Origin of the sequence: Arthrobacter sp. JZ12 (assembly GCF_035189165.1) — a bacterium.
Lineage (GTDB): Bacteria > Actinomycetota > Actinomycetes > Actinomycetales > Micrococcaceae > Arthrobacter_D.
In genome coordinates this window covers 873,095-887,214 of record NZ_CP045246.1, presented here as the reverse complement: position 1 = coordinate 887,214, position 14,120 = coordinate 873,095, and the positions used below count along the sequence as shown (strand labels likewise).

14 protein-coding genes are annotated in these 14,120 nt (G+C 66.1%); 7 read left to right on the top strand and 7 right to left on the bottom strand.

Annotated features, from left to right (window positions below):
* Window positions 1–6 precede the first annotated feature (6 nt).
* The 3 genes from GC088_RS04255 to mca all read right to left on the bottom strand — a co-directional run bounded on the left by GC088_RS04255 (window position 7) and on the right by mca (window position 3,413).
* Window positions 7–2,097 carry a thioredoxin domain-containing protein gene (locus tag GC088_RS04255; protein ID WP_323960795.1) on the bottom strand — a complete coding sequence of 697 codons (2,091 nt, stop codon included), beginning with the start codon at window positions 2,095–2,097 and terminating at the stop codon, window positions 7–9.
* A 3-nt stretch (window positions 2,098–2,100) separates the two neighbouring features.
* Window positions 2,101–2,421 carry a hypothetical protein gene (locus GC088_RS04250; RefSeq protein ID WP_323960793.1) on the bottom strand — a complete coding sequence of 107 codons (321 nt, stop codon included), beginning with the start codon at window positions 2,419–2,421 and terminating at the stop codon, window positions 2,101–2,103.
* Window positions 2,422–2,495: 74 nt separating this feature from the next.
* The gene (gene mca / locus GC088_RS04245) at window positions 2,496–3,413 is read right to left on the bottom strand and encodes a mycothiol conjugate amidase Mca (RefSeq protein ID WP_323961921.1); all 918 of its coding nucleotides are present in this window, start codon (window positions 3,411–3,413) and stop codon (window positions 2,496–2,498) included.
* Window positions 3,414–3,555: 142 nt separating this feature from the next.
* On the opposite strand from mca, the gene GC088_RS04240 reads away from it, so the two are divergent.
* Both GC088_RS04240 and greA read left to right on the top strand, forming a co-directional pair.
* Window positions 3,556–4,008 (top strand): DUF4307 domain-containing protein, encoded by a 453-nt coding sequence (locus tag GC088_RS04240; RefSeq protein ID WP_323960791.1) that lies wholly within the window; start codon window positions 3,556–3,558, stop codon window positions 4,006–4,008.
* Window positions 4,009–4,304: 296 nt separating this feature from the next.
* Window positions 4,305–4,796: a transcription elongation factor GreA gene (greA, locus tag GC088_RS04235; protein ID WP_323960790.1), complete on the top strand. Its 492-nt coding sequence runs from the start codon at window positions 4,305–4,307 to the stop codon at window positions 4,794–4,796.
* A 45-nt stretch (window positions 4,797–4,841) separates the two neighbouring features.
* On the opposite strand, the gene GC088_RS04230 is transcribed toward greA, so the two are convergent.
* Genes GC088_RS04230 through GC088_RS04220 form a run of 3 tightly spaced genes read right to left on the bottom strand, consistent with a single transcriptional unit; the run spans window position 4,842 to window position 7,968 of the window.
* Window positions 4,842–5,438, bottom strand: coding sequence for a rhomboid family intramembrane serine protease (locus GC088_RS04230; RefSeq protein ID WP_323960788.1), 597 nt, complete (start codon window positions 5,436–5,438; stop codon window positions 4,842–4,844).
* Window positions 5,439–5,440: 2 nt separating this feature from the next.
* Entirely contained in the window at window positions 5,441–6,625 is a 1,185-nt protein-coding gene (ilvA, locus tag GC088_RS04225; protein WP_323961919.1) for a threonine ammonia-lyase, read from the bottom strand.
* A gap of 56 nt (window positions 6,626–6,681) precedes the next feature.
* Complete coding sequence (locus GC088_RS04220; protein ID WP_323960786.1) at window positions 6,682–7,968, bottom strand: AI-2E family transporter; 1,287 nt, start codon at window positions 7,966–7,968, stop codon at window positions 6,682–6,684.
* 123 nt (window positions 7,969–8,091) lie between these two features.
* Here GC088_RS04220 and GC088_RS04215 point away from each other — a divergent pair, with 123 nt between their 5' ends.
* The 3 genes from GC088_RS04215 to galK are packed head-to-tail and all read left to right on the top strand — an operon-like array spanning window position 8,092 to window position 11,158.
* Entirely contained in the window at window positions 8,092–8,865 is a 774-nt protein-coding gene (locus tag GC088_RS04215; protein WP_323960784.1) for a DeoR/GlpR family DNA-binding transcription regulator, read from the top strand.
* On the top strand, window positions 8,862–10,007 hold the full coding sequence (gene galT, locus GC088_RS04210) for a galactose-1-phosphate uridylyltransferase (RefSeq protein ID WP_323960782.1): 1,146 nt from the start codon (window positions 8,862–8,864) through the stop codon (window positions 10,005–10,007). The genes GC088_RS04215 and galT overlap by 4 nt, the downstream gene beginning before the upstream one ends.
* Entirely contained in the window at window positions 10,004–11,158 is a 1,155-nt protein-coding gene (gene galK / locus GC088_RS04205; RefSeq protein ID WP_323960780.1) for a galactokinase, read from the top strand. Before galT ends, galK begins: the two co-directional genes overlap by 4 nt.
* Before the next feature lie 67 nt (window positions 11,159–11,225).
* Here the strand turns inward: galK and GC088_RS04200 are convergent, their stop codons facing one another.
* On the bottom strand, window positions 11,226–12,077 hold the full coding sequence (locus tag GC088_RS04200; RefSeq protein WP_323960778.1) for a Bax inhibitor-1/YccA family protein: 852 nt from the start codon (window positions 12,075–12,077) through the stop codon (window positions 11,226–11,228).
* Between the two features lie 188 nt (window positions 12,078–12,265).
* On the opposite strand from GC088_RS04200, the gene GC088_RS04195 reads away from it, so the two are divergent.
* Together GC088_RS04195 and GC088_RS04190 are read left to right on the top strand one after the other, a co-directional pair.
* A complete protein-coding gene (locus GC088_RS04195) occupies window positions 12,266–12,562 on the top strand; it encodes a GroES family chaperonin (RefSeq protein WP_416377513.1) in 297 nt (98 codons plus the stop codon).
* A 289-nt stretch (window positions 12,563–12,851) separates the two neighbouring features.
* A complete protein-coding gene (locus GC088_RS04190; protein WP_416377512.1) occupies window positions 12,852–14,114 on the top strand; it encodes a branched-chain amino acid ABC transporter permease in 1,263 nt (420 codons plus the stop codon).
* Window positions 14,115–14,120 lie beyond the last annotated feature (6 nt).

Here is a 14,120-nt window from a genome sequence, read left to right as displayed (position 1 = left end):
CCCGCTTCACTCCCGGAGCTGTGCCTCCAGCTCGCCGGGATCCGACACCGGCCGCCGGCACACCATCGACTGGCATACATAGGCCAGCGGACCGCCGTCGTGCGCCGGGGTCCGGTTGGCCAACAGCGGCACGCCGGCTTCGGTTTCACTGTCGCCGTCGTTCCCCTCACCTACTGCGAGCGCCAGACCGGCCTTGCCTGAGCGATGGGCCGTTGCCGCCAGCAGGTCCCGCTCCGGTCCGGCGGGTCCGACGACGGCCACCTCCTGCGGTCCGGCGGCAAGCGCCTGTACGGTTGCCAGTGCCCATCCCACGGCGCGTGGCGCACGGGACGCTACGACGGGGACGTGGGCCAGCAGTTTCTCGGCCCGCGCGCGCTGTTCGCTGGACCCGCTGTACGCCGAGGAGGTCGCAAGCGCGCCGGCCAGCAGCGCGACGCCCGAGGGCGTGGCGTTGTCGAAGGGGTCCGCGGAGTTCTGGTTCGCCTGGGCCGAGCGAAGCGGCGCGTCGAGCTCCGCTGAATCCACCACCCTGCCGTCGGGTTGGATGAACCTGTCCAATGCGGCGGCGAGGATTTCCTCGGCCGCCCGGTACCAGGATGCGTCACCGGTGGCCGCGTACAGTGCCTGGAGGCCGTCGACCACGGCCGCGTAATCCTCCAGCCTGCCGTCGTGGTTGCCCGCCCTGCCGCCGAAGGAGACCCGGCTCAGCCGTGTGCCGTCCCAGTGCACGTCGAGCAGGTAGCGTGCGGCGCCGTCGGCCATTCTAAGCATTTCAGCGTCGCCCAGCAGGGCGCCCGCCTCCGCGAGCCCGCCGATGGCAAGGCCGTTCCAGCACGCCACAACCTTGTCGTCCCGGTCGGGTTGCGGGCGCCGGTTCCGTGCCGCGAGAAGGGCAGGCGCGGCGTCGTCCCACACCGCCTGCTCCTGTTCAGACCAGGCCCGGCCTGCGTGCAGCGTGAACGCACCCCCTTCGACGCGGCCGGCCTCGGTGTCGAAAAGTCCAAGCACCGTATCGGCCCTGTTCCCAAGGACGGAGCGCAGCTGATTGCGGGTCCAGGTGTAGGTTCCGCCTTCAACGCGTGTACCGTCCAGGACGGTATCGGCATCGAGCGATGAGGCGAACGCACCGCCGGGCACAGTCAGCTCCCGCTGCAGCCAGGTCGCAATGCCGCTCGCTGTCCGCTTGGCGAGCGCACGGGCGTGCACGCTTTCGGCCTGCACGGCCCATCGCCCGTAGAGCCGGATCAGCTGGGCGTTGTCGTAGAGCATTTTCTCGAAGTGCGGAACGGCCCACGCGGCATCCACGGCGTAGCGGGCGAAGCCCCCGCCTACGACGTCGTGCATTCCCGACACGGCCATCGCCTCCAGCGCCCGCGAGGCCAGGCCAGACGCGGTGCCGTCCGGATCGTCGGTGCGGGCTCGGGCCAGCAGAAAGGCAAGTACCGACGACGGCGGAAACTTGGGTGCGCCGCCGAATCCGCCATGGGTGGTGTCCTCCTGCGCTTCGAGCGCGGCCACCGCGTCCGGCAGGACGGACTCCAGCCCCAGCCCGCCGGCGTCGTAATCCAGGGGCAGGAACAGTCCTGCACTGCTCTGCTGCGCCTGGCCGAGGCTGGCCGCGACCTGTGCGGCACTGCTCTCGACGTCGGAGCGGCGCTGGGTCCATGCCTGCACAATCGCTTCGAGCACCTGCGCGAAGGAGGGACTGCCTCGGAGAGGCGCCGGCGGAAAATAGGTTCCGGCGAAGAAGGCGCGTCCGTCCGGTAGCGTGAACACGCTCATGGGCCATCCGCCCTGCCCCGTCATGGCCTGCGTGGCCGCCATATAGACGGCGTCGACGTCGGGGCGTTCCTCCCGGTCCACCTTCACCGGAACGAAATGGGAGTTCAGGTAGCGGGCGATTCCCTCGTCCTCGAAGGACTCGTGCGCCATGACGTGGCACCAGTGGCAGGCCGCGTAGCCCACGGAGATGAAGACCGGCACATCCCGCCGCACGGCCTCTTCAAATGCTGCATCGGTGAACGGCCACCAGTCCACGGGGTTGTCCGCGTGCTGGCGCAGGTAGGCTGACGCCTCGGTGCGTAGCCGTTCAGCCATGGCCTAGGGAGAGTCCGGTCCGTACTTGCCGCCCGGCGCGCGACCTTTCCGCGCTTCCCCCGGGACGTCTGGACGTTCTTCGAGGCCGCCGCCTCCCAGCGCTTCCCGCTCGGCTTCTTCCCGCGCCATCTCGCGGTAGCGCACCCGGCGGATGCGTCTGGTCATGTCGCGGATCAGGAAGATCACGGCCACCACCAGGAAGAGGGTGGCGAGGAATCCGAGCAGGCCGGGGGTGACCTGAGCGGGATCCAGGCCGGGCCTCAACGTTGGCTCCTCACCGGGGGCCGGTGAGACGGTTGCCGCGAGGCTGATGAGGGAGAACACTCCAGTGCACCACTTTCAGGGAAATCCGACGGCGACCGCAGGACTTACAGGACGACGGGAGGCCGTGCGGGCCTTCAGTTCAATTCTATGCCTGCGAAGAAGTCGCTCTCGGGCAGTTCGTGCGGCACTCGCGACTGGATCAGCGAGTAGTCTTCCCAGGGCCAGACCTTGCGCTGGAGGTCGGAGGATACGGCGAAGAAGAAGCCGCCCGGTTCCACCTGCGTGCGGTGGGCCAGGAGGGCCCGTTCCCGGTGCTCGAAGAAGTCGCCGCAGTCAATCTGCGTGGTGGTCGAGTGGGTGGGACGCGCAGGCTGGTGTCCCTCGGCGTCGGCCTCCAGCCACGCGGCGATCCGCTCGGCGTAGGGCGACTGCAGGCCGGCTTCCTCCAGCGCGAAGTGCAGGGCACGGAAGCGCTCGGGGTTGAACGCACGGTCGTAGTACAGCTTGGATGGAGCCCAGGGCTCGCCAAGCCCCACATAGCGGGCTGGATCACCGGCAGCCTCGTAGGCCTCGACGGCAACCTTGTGCGCCATGATGTGGTCGGGGTGCGGGTAGCCGCCGTTCTCGTCGTAGCTCAGGATGACATGCGGCCTGAACTCGCGAACCAACTTCACCAGCGGAGCAGCGGCACGTTCCAGCGGCTGCAGTGCAAAGCAGCCGAACGGCAGCGGAGGCAGCGGGTCACCCTCGGGCAGGCCTGAATCCATGAAACCGAGCCAGCGGTGCTGGATGCCGAGGGCCTCGGCAGCCTCGGCCATCTCGAGGCGGCGCAGTCCGGCCAGGTCTCGAAGGGCGTGCGGCTCCCCCGCCATCTGCGCGTTGAGGATGTCCCCGCGCTCCCCGCCCGTACAGGTGGCCACCATGACCGACACCCCGGCAGCAACGTAGCTGGCCATGGTTGCCGCTCCCTTGCTCGACTCGTCGTCAGGGTGCGCGTGCACCGCCAGAAGGCGGTAACCGGCGTCGGCTGCGCTGGCTGCGTAACCGGCCATCGCGGTGTCGGGAGTGTTCTCCGAACTGGGCAATCAATGCTCCTGAGGGGTTTTCTCGTTGGTTGCGGCTGCGCACCCGGGTAGAAACGAGCTGTGTACCCGGGCAAAGGCGGGCTGCGCACCCGTTGGTAAACTGGTACCGATGAGCACCGACCACGCGCCAGTACCAAGAGTAGCCAATCGCTACGGTGCCCCCAAGCGTGCAGGATCCAAAGAACCGGCAGGAGAGGGATCGGCCAAGCATCGCCGGTGGCTGGTCTGGGTCCTTATCGGTTCGGCCGTCGTCGCGACCGGCATTTTCAGTCTGTTCAGCGGATCGCCCGCGGTGTCCTCGAAGGATGTGGGCTTCTCAATCCAGGGACCGGGCCTCGCACGCGTGGACTACGAGGTGACCAAGGATCCGGAGGAGACAGCGCAGTGCGCCGTGCAGGTGCTGAACTCCTCCTACGCAGTGGTCGGCTGGAAGGTTGTGACCATTCCGCCGGCGTCTGCCGATACACCGGGAGACGGCAGGTCCACGTCCCACAGCACCGAGGTGCGCACCGAATCCGAGGGCGTCAGCGGCGGAATCAACGCCTGCTGGATTCAGGAGTAACGCCCACCCCGTCAGGGGTAGCTGAACGGGTGGTTCAGCGATTACCGGCAGCCGCAAACCCCGCCGTTATTGGGTAAACCTGCCCTGCTGACTATAATGAACTGATACGTTCCGCCCCGCCCCGCCGTAGCTTCCTTCGGATAGGACTCCAGAGCATTCTCTGGAGAGACCCAGGAGAAGGCCATTCCGCAGGCGGGGTCTTTGCTTGTAGATGCGTGCGCTCATGGCTGCACACATCCCGGCAAAGCCGACAGCCGAAACCCCACCCGGGGATTCGACGTACCAAAGGAGAAACCGTGTCCACCAACAGCGCACCCGTCGCGTGGCTCACCAAGGAGTCCTACGACCGCCTCAAGGCTGAGCTGGACCACCTGTCCGGTCCCGGCCGTACCGAGATCGTCGCCCGCATCGAGCAGGCCCGCTCCGAGGGTGACCTCAAGGAGAACGGCGGTTACCACGCCGCCAAGGAAGAGCAGGGCAAGGCCGAAGCCCGTATCCGCCAGCTCACCGAACTGCTCAACAACGCCCATGTCGGCGAGGCTCCGGCCGATGACGGAATCGTAGAGCCGGGCATGCTGGTTGAGGCGAATATCGCCGGCGACAAGGAGACCTTCCTCCTGGGCAGCCGCGAGGTTGCCGGGGACACGGACATGGACGTCTACAGTGAGAAGTCCCCCCTTGGCGCCGCAATTCAGGGCCATAAGGCAGGCGACGTCGTGAAGTACACCGCGCCCAACGGCAAGGAGATCACGGTCGAGATTCTCTCGGCCAAGCCCTACGTGGGCTAGTCCATAGCGGCAGACACAGCGGCAACGGCATGCTGCCGGCGGGCGCTAGCGCTTGCGCACCTGACGAAGGCGGTCGGTTCCTGAGGGAACCGGCCGCCGCTTCAATATCAGGGCAGCCAGCACGCCGCCCAGCGCTCCAAACAGGTGGGCCTGCCACGAGATATTGGTTCCGAACTGGGGCAGCAACCCCCATAACAGCGAGCCGTAGACAAGGAACAGGACCACCGCGAGGAGGATCTGCTTCCAGTCCCGGTTATAGAAGCCGCGCACCAGCAGGTAGGCGAACAGCCCAAAGACGACGCCCGACGCTCCGATGGTCACGCCCCCGCCGAAGATCCACACGCCGAGCCCCGAGGCAAGCCAGCTGGTTCCGAGCGCAATGACGAATCGCTTCGCACCCTCCAGGAAGGCGAGGAACCCCAGCACCAGCAGCGGGAGGGTATTGCTTGAAAGGTGCCCAACGTCGGCGTGCAGCAGCGGGGCGAAGATCACGCCGTCGAGCCCGTCCACATCGCGCGGCTCGATCCCAAGCATGCGGACCAGTCGGAAGCCGGTGACCATATTGAAGACGTGCACAGCCCACAGGAGCGCAGCAAAGATCCCGACCGTTGCCAGTCCGTTCCGTGCGCGCTTGGCCAGCATGGTCAGCCCTGGATAACCACCGGTTGGAAGCCCTCCGCGCGCAGGTTGTTCAGGACCTGCTCGCAGTGCTCCTCGCCCTTGGTTTCCATGTTGATCGTGATCGCGACGTCGCCCATGCTGATGGAGCCGCCCACGCGGGTGTGATCCACACCGGTCACGTTTGCATCCGATTCAGCGATGATCCGGGAGATCGTTGCCAGTGAACCGGGACGGTCATCGAGCAGCATGCGCACCACTAGGTACCGGCCGGCGGCAGCCAGGCCGCGCTGGATCACCTTCAGCATCAGCATGGGGTCGATGTTGCCTCCGGAGAGTACGACGGCGGTGTTCCCCGGGTTATCGAGCTTGCCGTCCAGCAGGGCGGCGACGCCCACGGCGCCGGCGGGCTCCACTACCATTTTGGAGCGCTCGAGCAGGAAGATCAGTGCCCGTGCAAGCGAGTCCTCGCTGACGGTCACCACGTCGTCGACCAGTTCCCGAATGATGGAGAACGGCAGTTGCCCGGGCCGGCCCACGGCGATGCCGTCGGCGATGGTCGAGACCTTCTTGAGCGGCACCAGTGCATCCGCTGCGAGGGATGGCGGGTAGGCGGCAGCGTTCTCAGCTTGGACGCCGATTACCCGGATCTCGCGCCCCAACTCACGGGCACGAGCCTTGACGGCTACTGCCACGCCGGCCAGGAGCCCTCCGCCGCCGACGCCCATGAGGATGGTGTCGACGTCGGGCACCTGTTCAAGGATTTCCAGGCCGATCGTTCCCTGGCCGGCAACGACGTCGACGTTGTCGAACGGGTGAACGAAGACGGCACCCTTTTCATCGGCGTACCTCTTGGCTTCGGCCAGGGCTTCGTCCACGTTATGGCCGTGCAGGACAACCTCGGCACCGTGACCGCGGGTGGCTGCGAGCTTCGGCAGAGCAACGCCGAGGGGCATGTAGATACGGGCCTTGATCCCGAGCCTGCTCGCCGCGACCGCCACACCCTGGGCGTGGTTTCCGGCAGATGCTGCGACGACGCCGCGTGCCCGCTCCTCCGGTGACAGCCGCGCCATGCGCACATAGGCGCCGCGCACCTTGAAGGAACCGGCGCGCTGCAGGTTCTCGCACTTGAGGGAGACCCGGGCGCCGGTGATCCGGCCGAGCGCGCGTGACTCCTCGATCGGGGTGTACGCAATGACGCCGTCGAGCATCTTCTGCGCTTCGAGGACATCCTCGAGGGTCACCGCAAGCTGGGCAAGGTCCGTAGTCACGTGGAGGCTTCTTTCGTGGAGGTATCCGGTTCGGTTGGCTCACCGGTTAACGGTAGGGAGTCGCGGGGCGTGCCGGGATCTGTATAGTCCGCCGCGCTGAGGGCCGGGTCGGTCTCCCAGCCGCGGCAGGAGATATACCGGACAACGGTGTTCAGCACCGCCAGCAGCGGCACGGAGAACAGAGCACCGGCAACGCCGGCCACGAGCGATCCGCCCGCGACTGCCAGTACGACGGCGAGGGGGTGCAGGGCCACTGCCCGTCCCATGACGAACGGCTGCAGAATGTGACCCTCAACCTGCTGTACGAACAATACGATGGCGAGCATCACCAGCGCGTTGACCCAGCCGTTGGCCACCAGGGCCAGCAGCACCGCAACCATGCCGGTGAACAGCGCCCCAAGGATCGGGATGAAGGAACCGACGAACACCAGGACCGTCAGGGGCAGCGCGAGCGGCACGCCGATAATCACTGCACCTAATCCGATTCCGACGGCGTCGATGAAGGCCACGAGGATCTGCACACGCACGTAATTGGCCATCGAGGTCCAGCCCTGCATGCCGGCACCGGTAACCGCTGCCCGTGCGCGTCGCGGCGCGAGGCCGGCGAGGAACCGCCAGATCTTCTCGCCGTCGTGCAGGAAGAAAATCAGGGCAAACACGGTCAGCAGCAGTCCGGCCAGGAAGTATCCGGCGCTGCTGCCGAAGGAAATGGCGCCGCTGACGATGACGCCGCTGTTGTTTTCGACGGCGGCCGCGACCTCGTCGATGAAACTGTCGATCTGTGACGACGTGAGGCGGAGCGGACCCTGCGACAGCCAGTCCTGTACCTGCTCGATTCCTGAGAGCGCCTCATCCCACAGCGAGGCAAAGCCCACCGCGAGCTGCTGCCCCACCAGGGACAGGGTTGCGGTGACGGCAAGGAGGAAGCCTACGACGGTCAACGCCACAGCTATCCCGCTGGGCATGAGTCGGCGAAGGAAGGAAGCCACCGGCGTCAGGAGGCTGGACAGCAGCCCGGCGACCATCAGCGGAATCACCAGCAGCGTGATCTGGCTCAGCAGCCAAACAAGTGCTGCCGAGACGCCGAGCACCAGACCGAGGCGCCAGGCCCATGCCGCGCTTACCCGCAGAGCATAGGGCACATCATCGCGGTCGCTGTTTGCCCTGCGTCCGCCGCTTCCACCTGTCCGATCAGCCACGCGGCCGGATGCCACACAGCCCGAGGGCGCGGCGAAAGCGCTCCGGATGGCCTGATGCGGTGTGCGCCGGGAAGGAGGCGTCATGAATCAATCTTTTCACAACGCCAGCGTTCTCTTTCCGCAACCATTGTTTGAATTTGTTAGGACACGTTATATTTTGTTAGCACCCGCTCGCGCTACCCGCGGCGCCTACCCCTGGAGATCCCGATGCTTGCTGCCGACCGGCACGCTGCTATCCTCGCGAAGCTCGCGGGCCGGCGCACCGTCCGTGTAAGCGAGCTGGCCGAAGACCTCGGAGTATCCGAGATGACCGTGCGCCGCGACATCGACGCCCTGCATGGGACGGGTGCGTTGCGCAAGGTCCATGGAGGTGCCGCCTCGCGCCAGGCCCTCAACGCACTTGAGCCGGGCTTCGGGGCCAACGCGGATCAGCGCATTGACGCGAAGGAGGCCATCGCCGCGGCCGCGGCGCAGCTCATCGAGCCCGGCATGACCCTCGCACTCACCGGCGGCACCACCACCTACCGGCTCGTTGAGCACCTGTTGGGCCCACTGACCGTCCTGACCAATTCGCTTCCCGCGGCCGAAAAGCTGCACCGGATCGCGGCACCGGGAATCACAGTTCTGCTCACCGGAGGTGAGCGGTCGCCGTCGGAAGCGCTCGTGGGGCCGCTCGCTACGGCGACGGTGAAATCACTCAACGTGGATGTCTGTTTCATGGGTGTCCACGGGGTTGATGCCGAAGCAGGGATCACCACTCCGAACCTGGCCGAGGCAGACACCAACCGTGCATTTGCGCAGCAGTGCGGCCGCCTCGTGGTGCTGGCGGATTCCACCAAGATCGGGACCGTGAGCCTGGCCCGGATCGCCGGGATCGACGAGGTGCACTGCCTGGTGACCGACTGCCCGCCGAAAGACCCGCGCTTCGCAGAGAGCACCACCATCCTCAGCCCTCCATCCAATTCCGAGGACACGCAATGACCCAGATAACCCCTACCCGTCTGTCCGACGGTCGCGAGCTCATCTACTTCGACGCCACGGAAGAGTCCGCCGCTGCGCACCGGGACCCGGCCGCCGTCGTCGACCACCGAGGGCTGCCGCCACGCGGTGGCACCGGCGACGTGCGCTACGATCCGCTGACCGGCGAATGGACTGCAGTGGCGGCTCACCGCCAGACCCGCACCCACCTGCCTCCTGCCGACCAGTGTCCGCTCTGCCCATCCACCGCTGCGAACCTGTCGGAGATACCGGCGTCGGACTACGAAGTGGTGGTGTTCGAGAACCGGTTCTCCTCATTCGGCCCCGACCTCGGTCCCCTTCCGGACAGCGAGGCGGGCAGCAGCGGCTGGGGCACGACGACGTCGGCCTACGGGCGGTGCGAAGTGGTCGCCTTCGATTCTTCCCATGAAGGCTCCTTCGGGTCACTTTCACCGGAACGGGCGCGCACGGTCATTGACGCGTGGGCACACCGCACGGAGGTGCTCTCCGCGATGGAGGGCATTCGCCAGGTGTTTCCGTTCGAGAACCGCGGCGCGGAGATCGGCGTCACCCTCCTTCACCCACACGGCCAGATCTACGCCTACCCCTTCGTCACACCCCGCGCGGCCCTCATGGGCCGTCAGGCGCGCCGTTATTACGACGCCGTGGACGGCCGCCAGACGCTGATGGGCTCGGTTCTGAAGTCGGAACGCGACTCGGGCGAACGACTGGTGCTTGAGGGTGAGCACTTCAGCGCCTACGTGCCCTTCGCCGCGCGCTGGCCGCTGGAGGTCCATCTGGTGCCGCACCGCCACGTACCGGACATCGCCGCGCTCACGGGCGAGGAAAGGGACGAGCTGACCACGCTGTACCTCGACCTGTTGGCGCGGGTAGACGGGATCTACAGCACACCGACGCCGTACATCGCCGCATGGCATCAGGCGCCGCTGGTCCCGGAGCTGCGGGAGGCCGGCTATCTGCACCTTCAGCTCACCTCGCCGCGCAGGGCCGAGGACAAGCTCAAGTTCCTGGCCGGCTCCGAAGCCGCCATGGGCGCCTTCATCAACGACACGACGCCCGAACAGGTCGCAGCAACCCTGCGTGCCGCAGTACCCGCAGTACCCGCAGGGAAGGACACACCATGACGCTCACCCCCGAGATGCTCACCGAAGAATTTCACCGCCGCTTCGGGCAGAGGCCCGAAGGAATCTGGGCTGCGCCCGGGCGCGTCAACGTAATCGGTGAGCACACCGACTACAACGACGGCTTCGTGCTGCCGTTCGCGATCGACCGTGCCACCCTGGTGGCCGCATCGGTGCGGGAGGACTCCACCGTCCGGGTCAGCTCAACATTCTCCGACGGAGACGTTGTCGTGGCCGAGCTGGACGGGCTGGCCGCCGGCGACGTCGAGGGCTGGGCCGCCTACCCTGTCGGCGTACTGTGGGCGCTGCGCGAGGCCGGCCATCCCGTTCGCGGCATGGATCTGCTGATCGACTCGCAGGTTCCGGTCGGCGCCGGCCTGTCCTCCTCCGCGGCGATTGAGTGTGCGGTGGCTGTTGCTGCCAACGAACTGTTCGCCGTCGGACTTGCCGGACCCGACCTCGCGCTCATCGGTCAGCGGGCCGAGAACGAGATGGTGGGCGCACCCACAGGTTTGATGGACCAGTCGGCTTCCCTCCTGGGCAAGAAGGGGCATGCGGTGTTCCTCGACTGCCGTAGCCGGGAGACCGAACTGGTACCCCTCCCCCTGCAGGATGAGGGGCTTGCGCTGCTGGTGATCGATACACGGGTCAGTCACGCCCACGCCACGGGAGGCTACGCTGCGCGGCGCCGCGCGTGCGAGGTCGGCGCTGACGTTATGGGTGTGCCCGCCCTGCGCGATCTTTCCGAGGCGGACCTGGAGGAAGCGTCCGGGCTGCTGGACGACGAGACATTCCGCAGGGTGCGCCATGTCGTCACGGAGAATACCCGCGTTCAGGAGGCAGTCGAACTGCTGCGCGCGGAAGGCCCGAGGGCCATCGCTCCCCTCCTCGACTCAAGTCACGTGTCCATGCGCGACGACTTCGAGATTTCCTGCCCGGAGCTGGACCTCGCCGTCGACTCCTCCCGCGGAGCCGGCGCGCTTGGTGCCCGCATGACGGGCGGAGGCTTCGGCGGCTCCGCAATCGCGCTGACGCAGATAGAGGACATTGAGCGCGTGGGCGCTGCCGTACTGGAGGCATTCGCTGAGGCGGGGTTCACCGAACCGGTGATTTTCGCCGTCTCCCCGGCCGACGGCGCCGCCCGGTTTTCCTAGGGATTACCAACGACGAAGGCCCCCGGCAGGTCAACTGCCGGGGGCCTTCGCTATGTATCGGGACTGGTTACTCGTCGCCGCGCAGGATCGCGATGAGGCGCAGGAATTCGACGTAGAGCCACACAAGGGTGACCGTGAGGCCGAAGGCTGCAGTCCAGGAGTACTTGCGGGGAGCGCCGTTGCGCACACCCTCGCTGATGGACGTGAAGTCGATGACCAGGGCGAAGGCGGCAAGACCGATGGCCAGCACGCCGATCAGGACGCCGAGCGGGATGCCCATGATCTCGAAACCGGTGCGAAGACCCCAAGGATCATTACTGACGCCGAAGACCATCAGGCCAAGGTTCACCAGGCTGAACAGTGCGTAGCCGATGAGCGCGATCATGAAGGTCTTCATGGCCTTGGGCGTGGCACGGACCTTGCCGCTCTTGAACAGGAGCAGCGTCACCGCGAAGACCGAGAGGGTGCCGAGCAGCGCCTGCATGGCGATGTTCGGGAACATCCGCTCAAGGAACATGGTCAGGCCGCCGAGGAACAGGCCTTCGAGGGCGCCGTAGGCCAGGATCAGCGCAGGCACGGGCTCGCGCTTGAAGGAGTTCACCAGGCCGAGGACGAAGCCGCCGATCAGGCCGACGATCATCAGCAGCGGGGCCAGGCCCGGCAGCAGGAACGCCGGGATCGCCGCGCCGACCAGAACCATGCCGATCGTGGCGATGGTCTTGACGATGACGTCGTCGAAAGTCATTCGTCCCGTCTCTGCGGGACCTGCCGAAGGCTGGTTGTACAGGTGCTCCAGCTGCTGCTGGTTCATGACCGTCTGACCGGCCAAAACTGTTGAACCGTACGCTGCCGGATTGTCGCCGCGGGCAGCGGTACGGAAATTCTTACCGTTGAAAACCGGGTTACCGCCGAGTGCCATTATTGAGTAGTCCTCCATTAGGGGGCTGAGATGTTTCAACCCTACCAATATCAACGTTTTCGGGGTCGGTTTGTTCCTGCCGGATTGGGGCTGCCGGAAGGATTTCCGGAGGCACGAAACGATAAACTGTCCGGGTGCCGAACCAACCTTCCATGAAAGCCTCCATGCCGGATGCACTGCCCCTGAAGATGCTCCACGACCGCCTGCTGGTCATCCTGGACAAGGACAGCAGCGAGCGGCGTTCGTCGTCGGGCATTGTCATCCCCGCCACCGCGGTGATGGGCAAGCGGCTGGCCTGGGCCGACGTCGCGGCCGCAGGGCCCAGCGTCCGGCAGGTCTCCCGGGGGGACCGGGTCCTGTTCGATCCCGAGGACAAGTCCGAGGTGGACGTCGGAGGAACCGACTACATCCTCCTGCGTGAACGCGACGTGCACGCCGTGGCGCAGCCGGACGCGGACGACGCCGGCACCGGCCTCTATCTCTAGGTTCCGTCCCCGCCCGGTCAGCTTTTCGATCACCAACCTACCGGCGGGTAACCCGACCTCACAGTTGTTATCCAATCGCTATCTGGATGCATCAGATAAGCGAAAAGTGGTAACACCGCGCGGGTAACATGATCTCCACACTGCGTGACATCGATCACAGGCGTTAGAGCTGCCGTACCTCGGCGGCCCAGCCACCACTGTGGAGGTTCATAACTTGATAACCAAGCCGACGCCGGCATGGCACAGGAGCCTTATCCTCCTGGCAGCCGGTTTACTGGCCGCACTGTTCATGTGCGCGCCCGCCGCAGGAGCTACCGCCTACTCCGCGGCGAGCACCTCGAACGGAACCGTACCGACCTCCGTCCAGGCAGGAGAATTCCAGAACCGGATCAGCGGTGTTCTGCGCGGAGCGGACGGCCCGTTGGCAGATGTCCGGATCTCGGTCACGGGCGAGGGCTTCGAAGGTGAGACCACCTCCAACGAGAACGGCGGCTGGTCCATCGACGTTCCGGAACAGGGCTCGTACGAGGTTGAACTGGACGAGTCAACGTTGCCGGAGGGAGTCGAGCTCGCGGAGGGCCAGCAGAACCCCCGCACGGTCACTTTTGCCGGCACAACCAACGTCACCACCCTCTTCCTGTTTGGCGAGGGCATCGTCGCCGGAACCAACAGCTTCTTCAACATCCTCGTGGATCGCGCGGTTGCGGGCCTGAGTTTCGGCCTGCTCCTGGCACTAAGCGCCGTCGGACTGTCCCTGATCTTCGGCACCACCGGACTCACAAACTTTGCCCACGGTGAAATGGTCACCATCGGCGCGGTGCTTGCCTTCGCGTTCGCGGGCATGGGCCTACCCATCTTCGTGGCGATCGTCCTGGCGGTGATCGGCGGAGCGGCGCTCGGCTATATGCAGGATGCCGGTCTCTGGAAGCCGCTGCGGAAGCGCGGTTCCGGCCTGGTTCCGATGATGATCGTCAGCATCGGGCTCGCTCTGGCCCTGCGCTACATCATCCAGTTCAACTTCGGCGGAGCCACCGAGCAGTTGCCCGGAGCCCAGGGCCGCGTGCTGGAGTTCGGCGTCGTTTCCATCACGCAGAACAACCTGAACTCCCTCATTACCAGCCTCATCATCATTCTGGTCATCGCCTTTCTGCTCCTGCGCACGCGAATCGGCAAGGCGACGCGCGCAGTGGCCGACAACCCGGCACTGGCGGCAGCCTCCGGCATCGACGTCGACCGCGTGATCCGGCTCGTCTGGGTGGTCGGCGGAGCCCTTGCCGCCCTCGGCGGCATCCTGTGGGCCTACTACCGGCCGGGCGTGACGTTCAACATGGGCCAGCAGATCCTGCTGCTGATCTTCGCGGGAGTTACCCTCGGCGGGCTGGGGACGGTGTTCGGCGCCCTGCTCGGCTCGATCATCGTGGGTCTGTTCGTCGAGGTATCAACCATCTGGCTGCAGGCGGACCTGAAGTACGTGGGCGCGCTGCTCATCATGATTCTTGTTCTCCTCTTCAGGCCGCAGGGCATCCTCGGCCGCCGAGAGCGCATAGGTTAGGGGCAC

Bases quoted from the DNA above. Each gene is read 5' to 3' on its own strand.
- galK (WP_323960780.1), top strand. From the start codon at position 10,004: ATGACGCTCACCCCCGAGATGCTCACCGAAGAATTTCACCGCCGCTTC.
- galT (WP_323960782.1), top strand. From the start codon at position 8,862: ATGACCCAGATAACCCCTACCCGTCTGTCCGACGGTCGCGAGCTCATC.
- GC088_RS04200 (WP_323960778.1), bottom strand. From the start codon at position 12,077: ATGGCACTCGGCGGTAACCCGGTTTTCAACGGTAAGAATTTCCGTACC.
- GC088_RS04240 (WP_323960791.1), top strand. From the start codon at position 3,556: ATGAGCACCGACCACGCGCCAGTACCAAGAGTAGCCAATCGCTACGGT.
- GC088_RS04190 (WP_416377512.1), top strand. From the start codon at position 12,852: ATGTGCGCGCCCGCCGCAGGAGCTACCGCCTACTCCGCGGCGAGCACC.
- mca (WP_323961921.1), bottom strand. From the start codon at position 3,413: ATGGCCGGTTACGCAGCCAGCGCAGCCGACGCCGGTTACCGCCTTCTG.
- GC088_RS04195 (WP_416377513.1), top strand. From the start codon at position 12,266: ATGCTCCACGACCGCCTGCTGGTCATCCTGGACAAGGACAGCAGCGAG.
- ilvA (WP_323961919.1), bottom strand. From the start codon at position 6,625: ATGCTCGACGGCGTCATTGCGTACACCCCGATCGAGGAGTCACGCGCG.
- GC088_RS04215 (WP_323960784.1), top strand. From the start codon at position 8,092: ATGCTTGCTGCCGACCGGCACGCTGCTATCCTCGCGAAGCTCGCGGGC.
- GC088_RS04230 (WP_323960788.1), bottom strand. From the start codon at position 5,438: ATGCTGGCCAAGCGCGCACGGAACGGACTGGCAACGGTCGGGATCTTT.
- GC088_RS04220 (WP_323960786.1), bottom strand. From the start codon at position 7,968: ATGACGCCTCCTTCCCGGCGCACACCGCATCAGGCCATCCGGAGCGCT.
- GC088_RS04255 (WP_323960795.1), bottom strand. From the start codon at position 2,097: ATGGCTGAACGGCTACGCACCGAGGCGTCAGCCTACCTGCGCCAGCAC.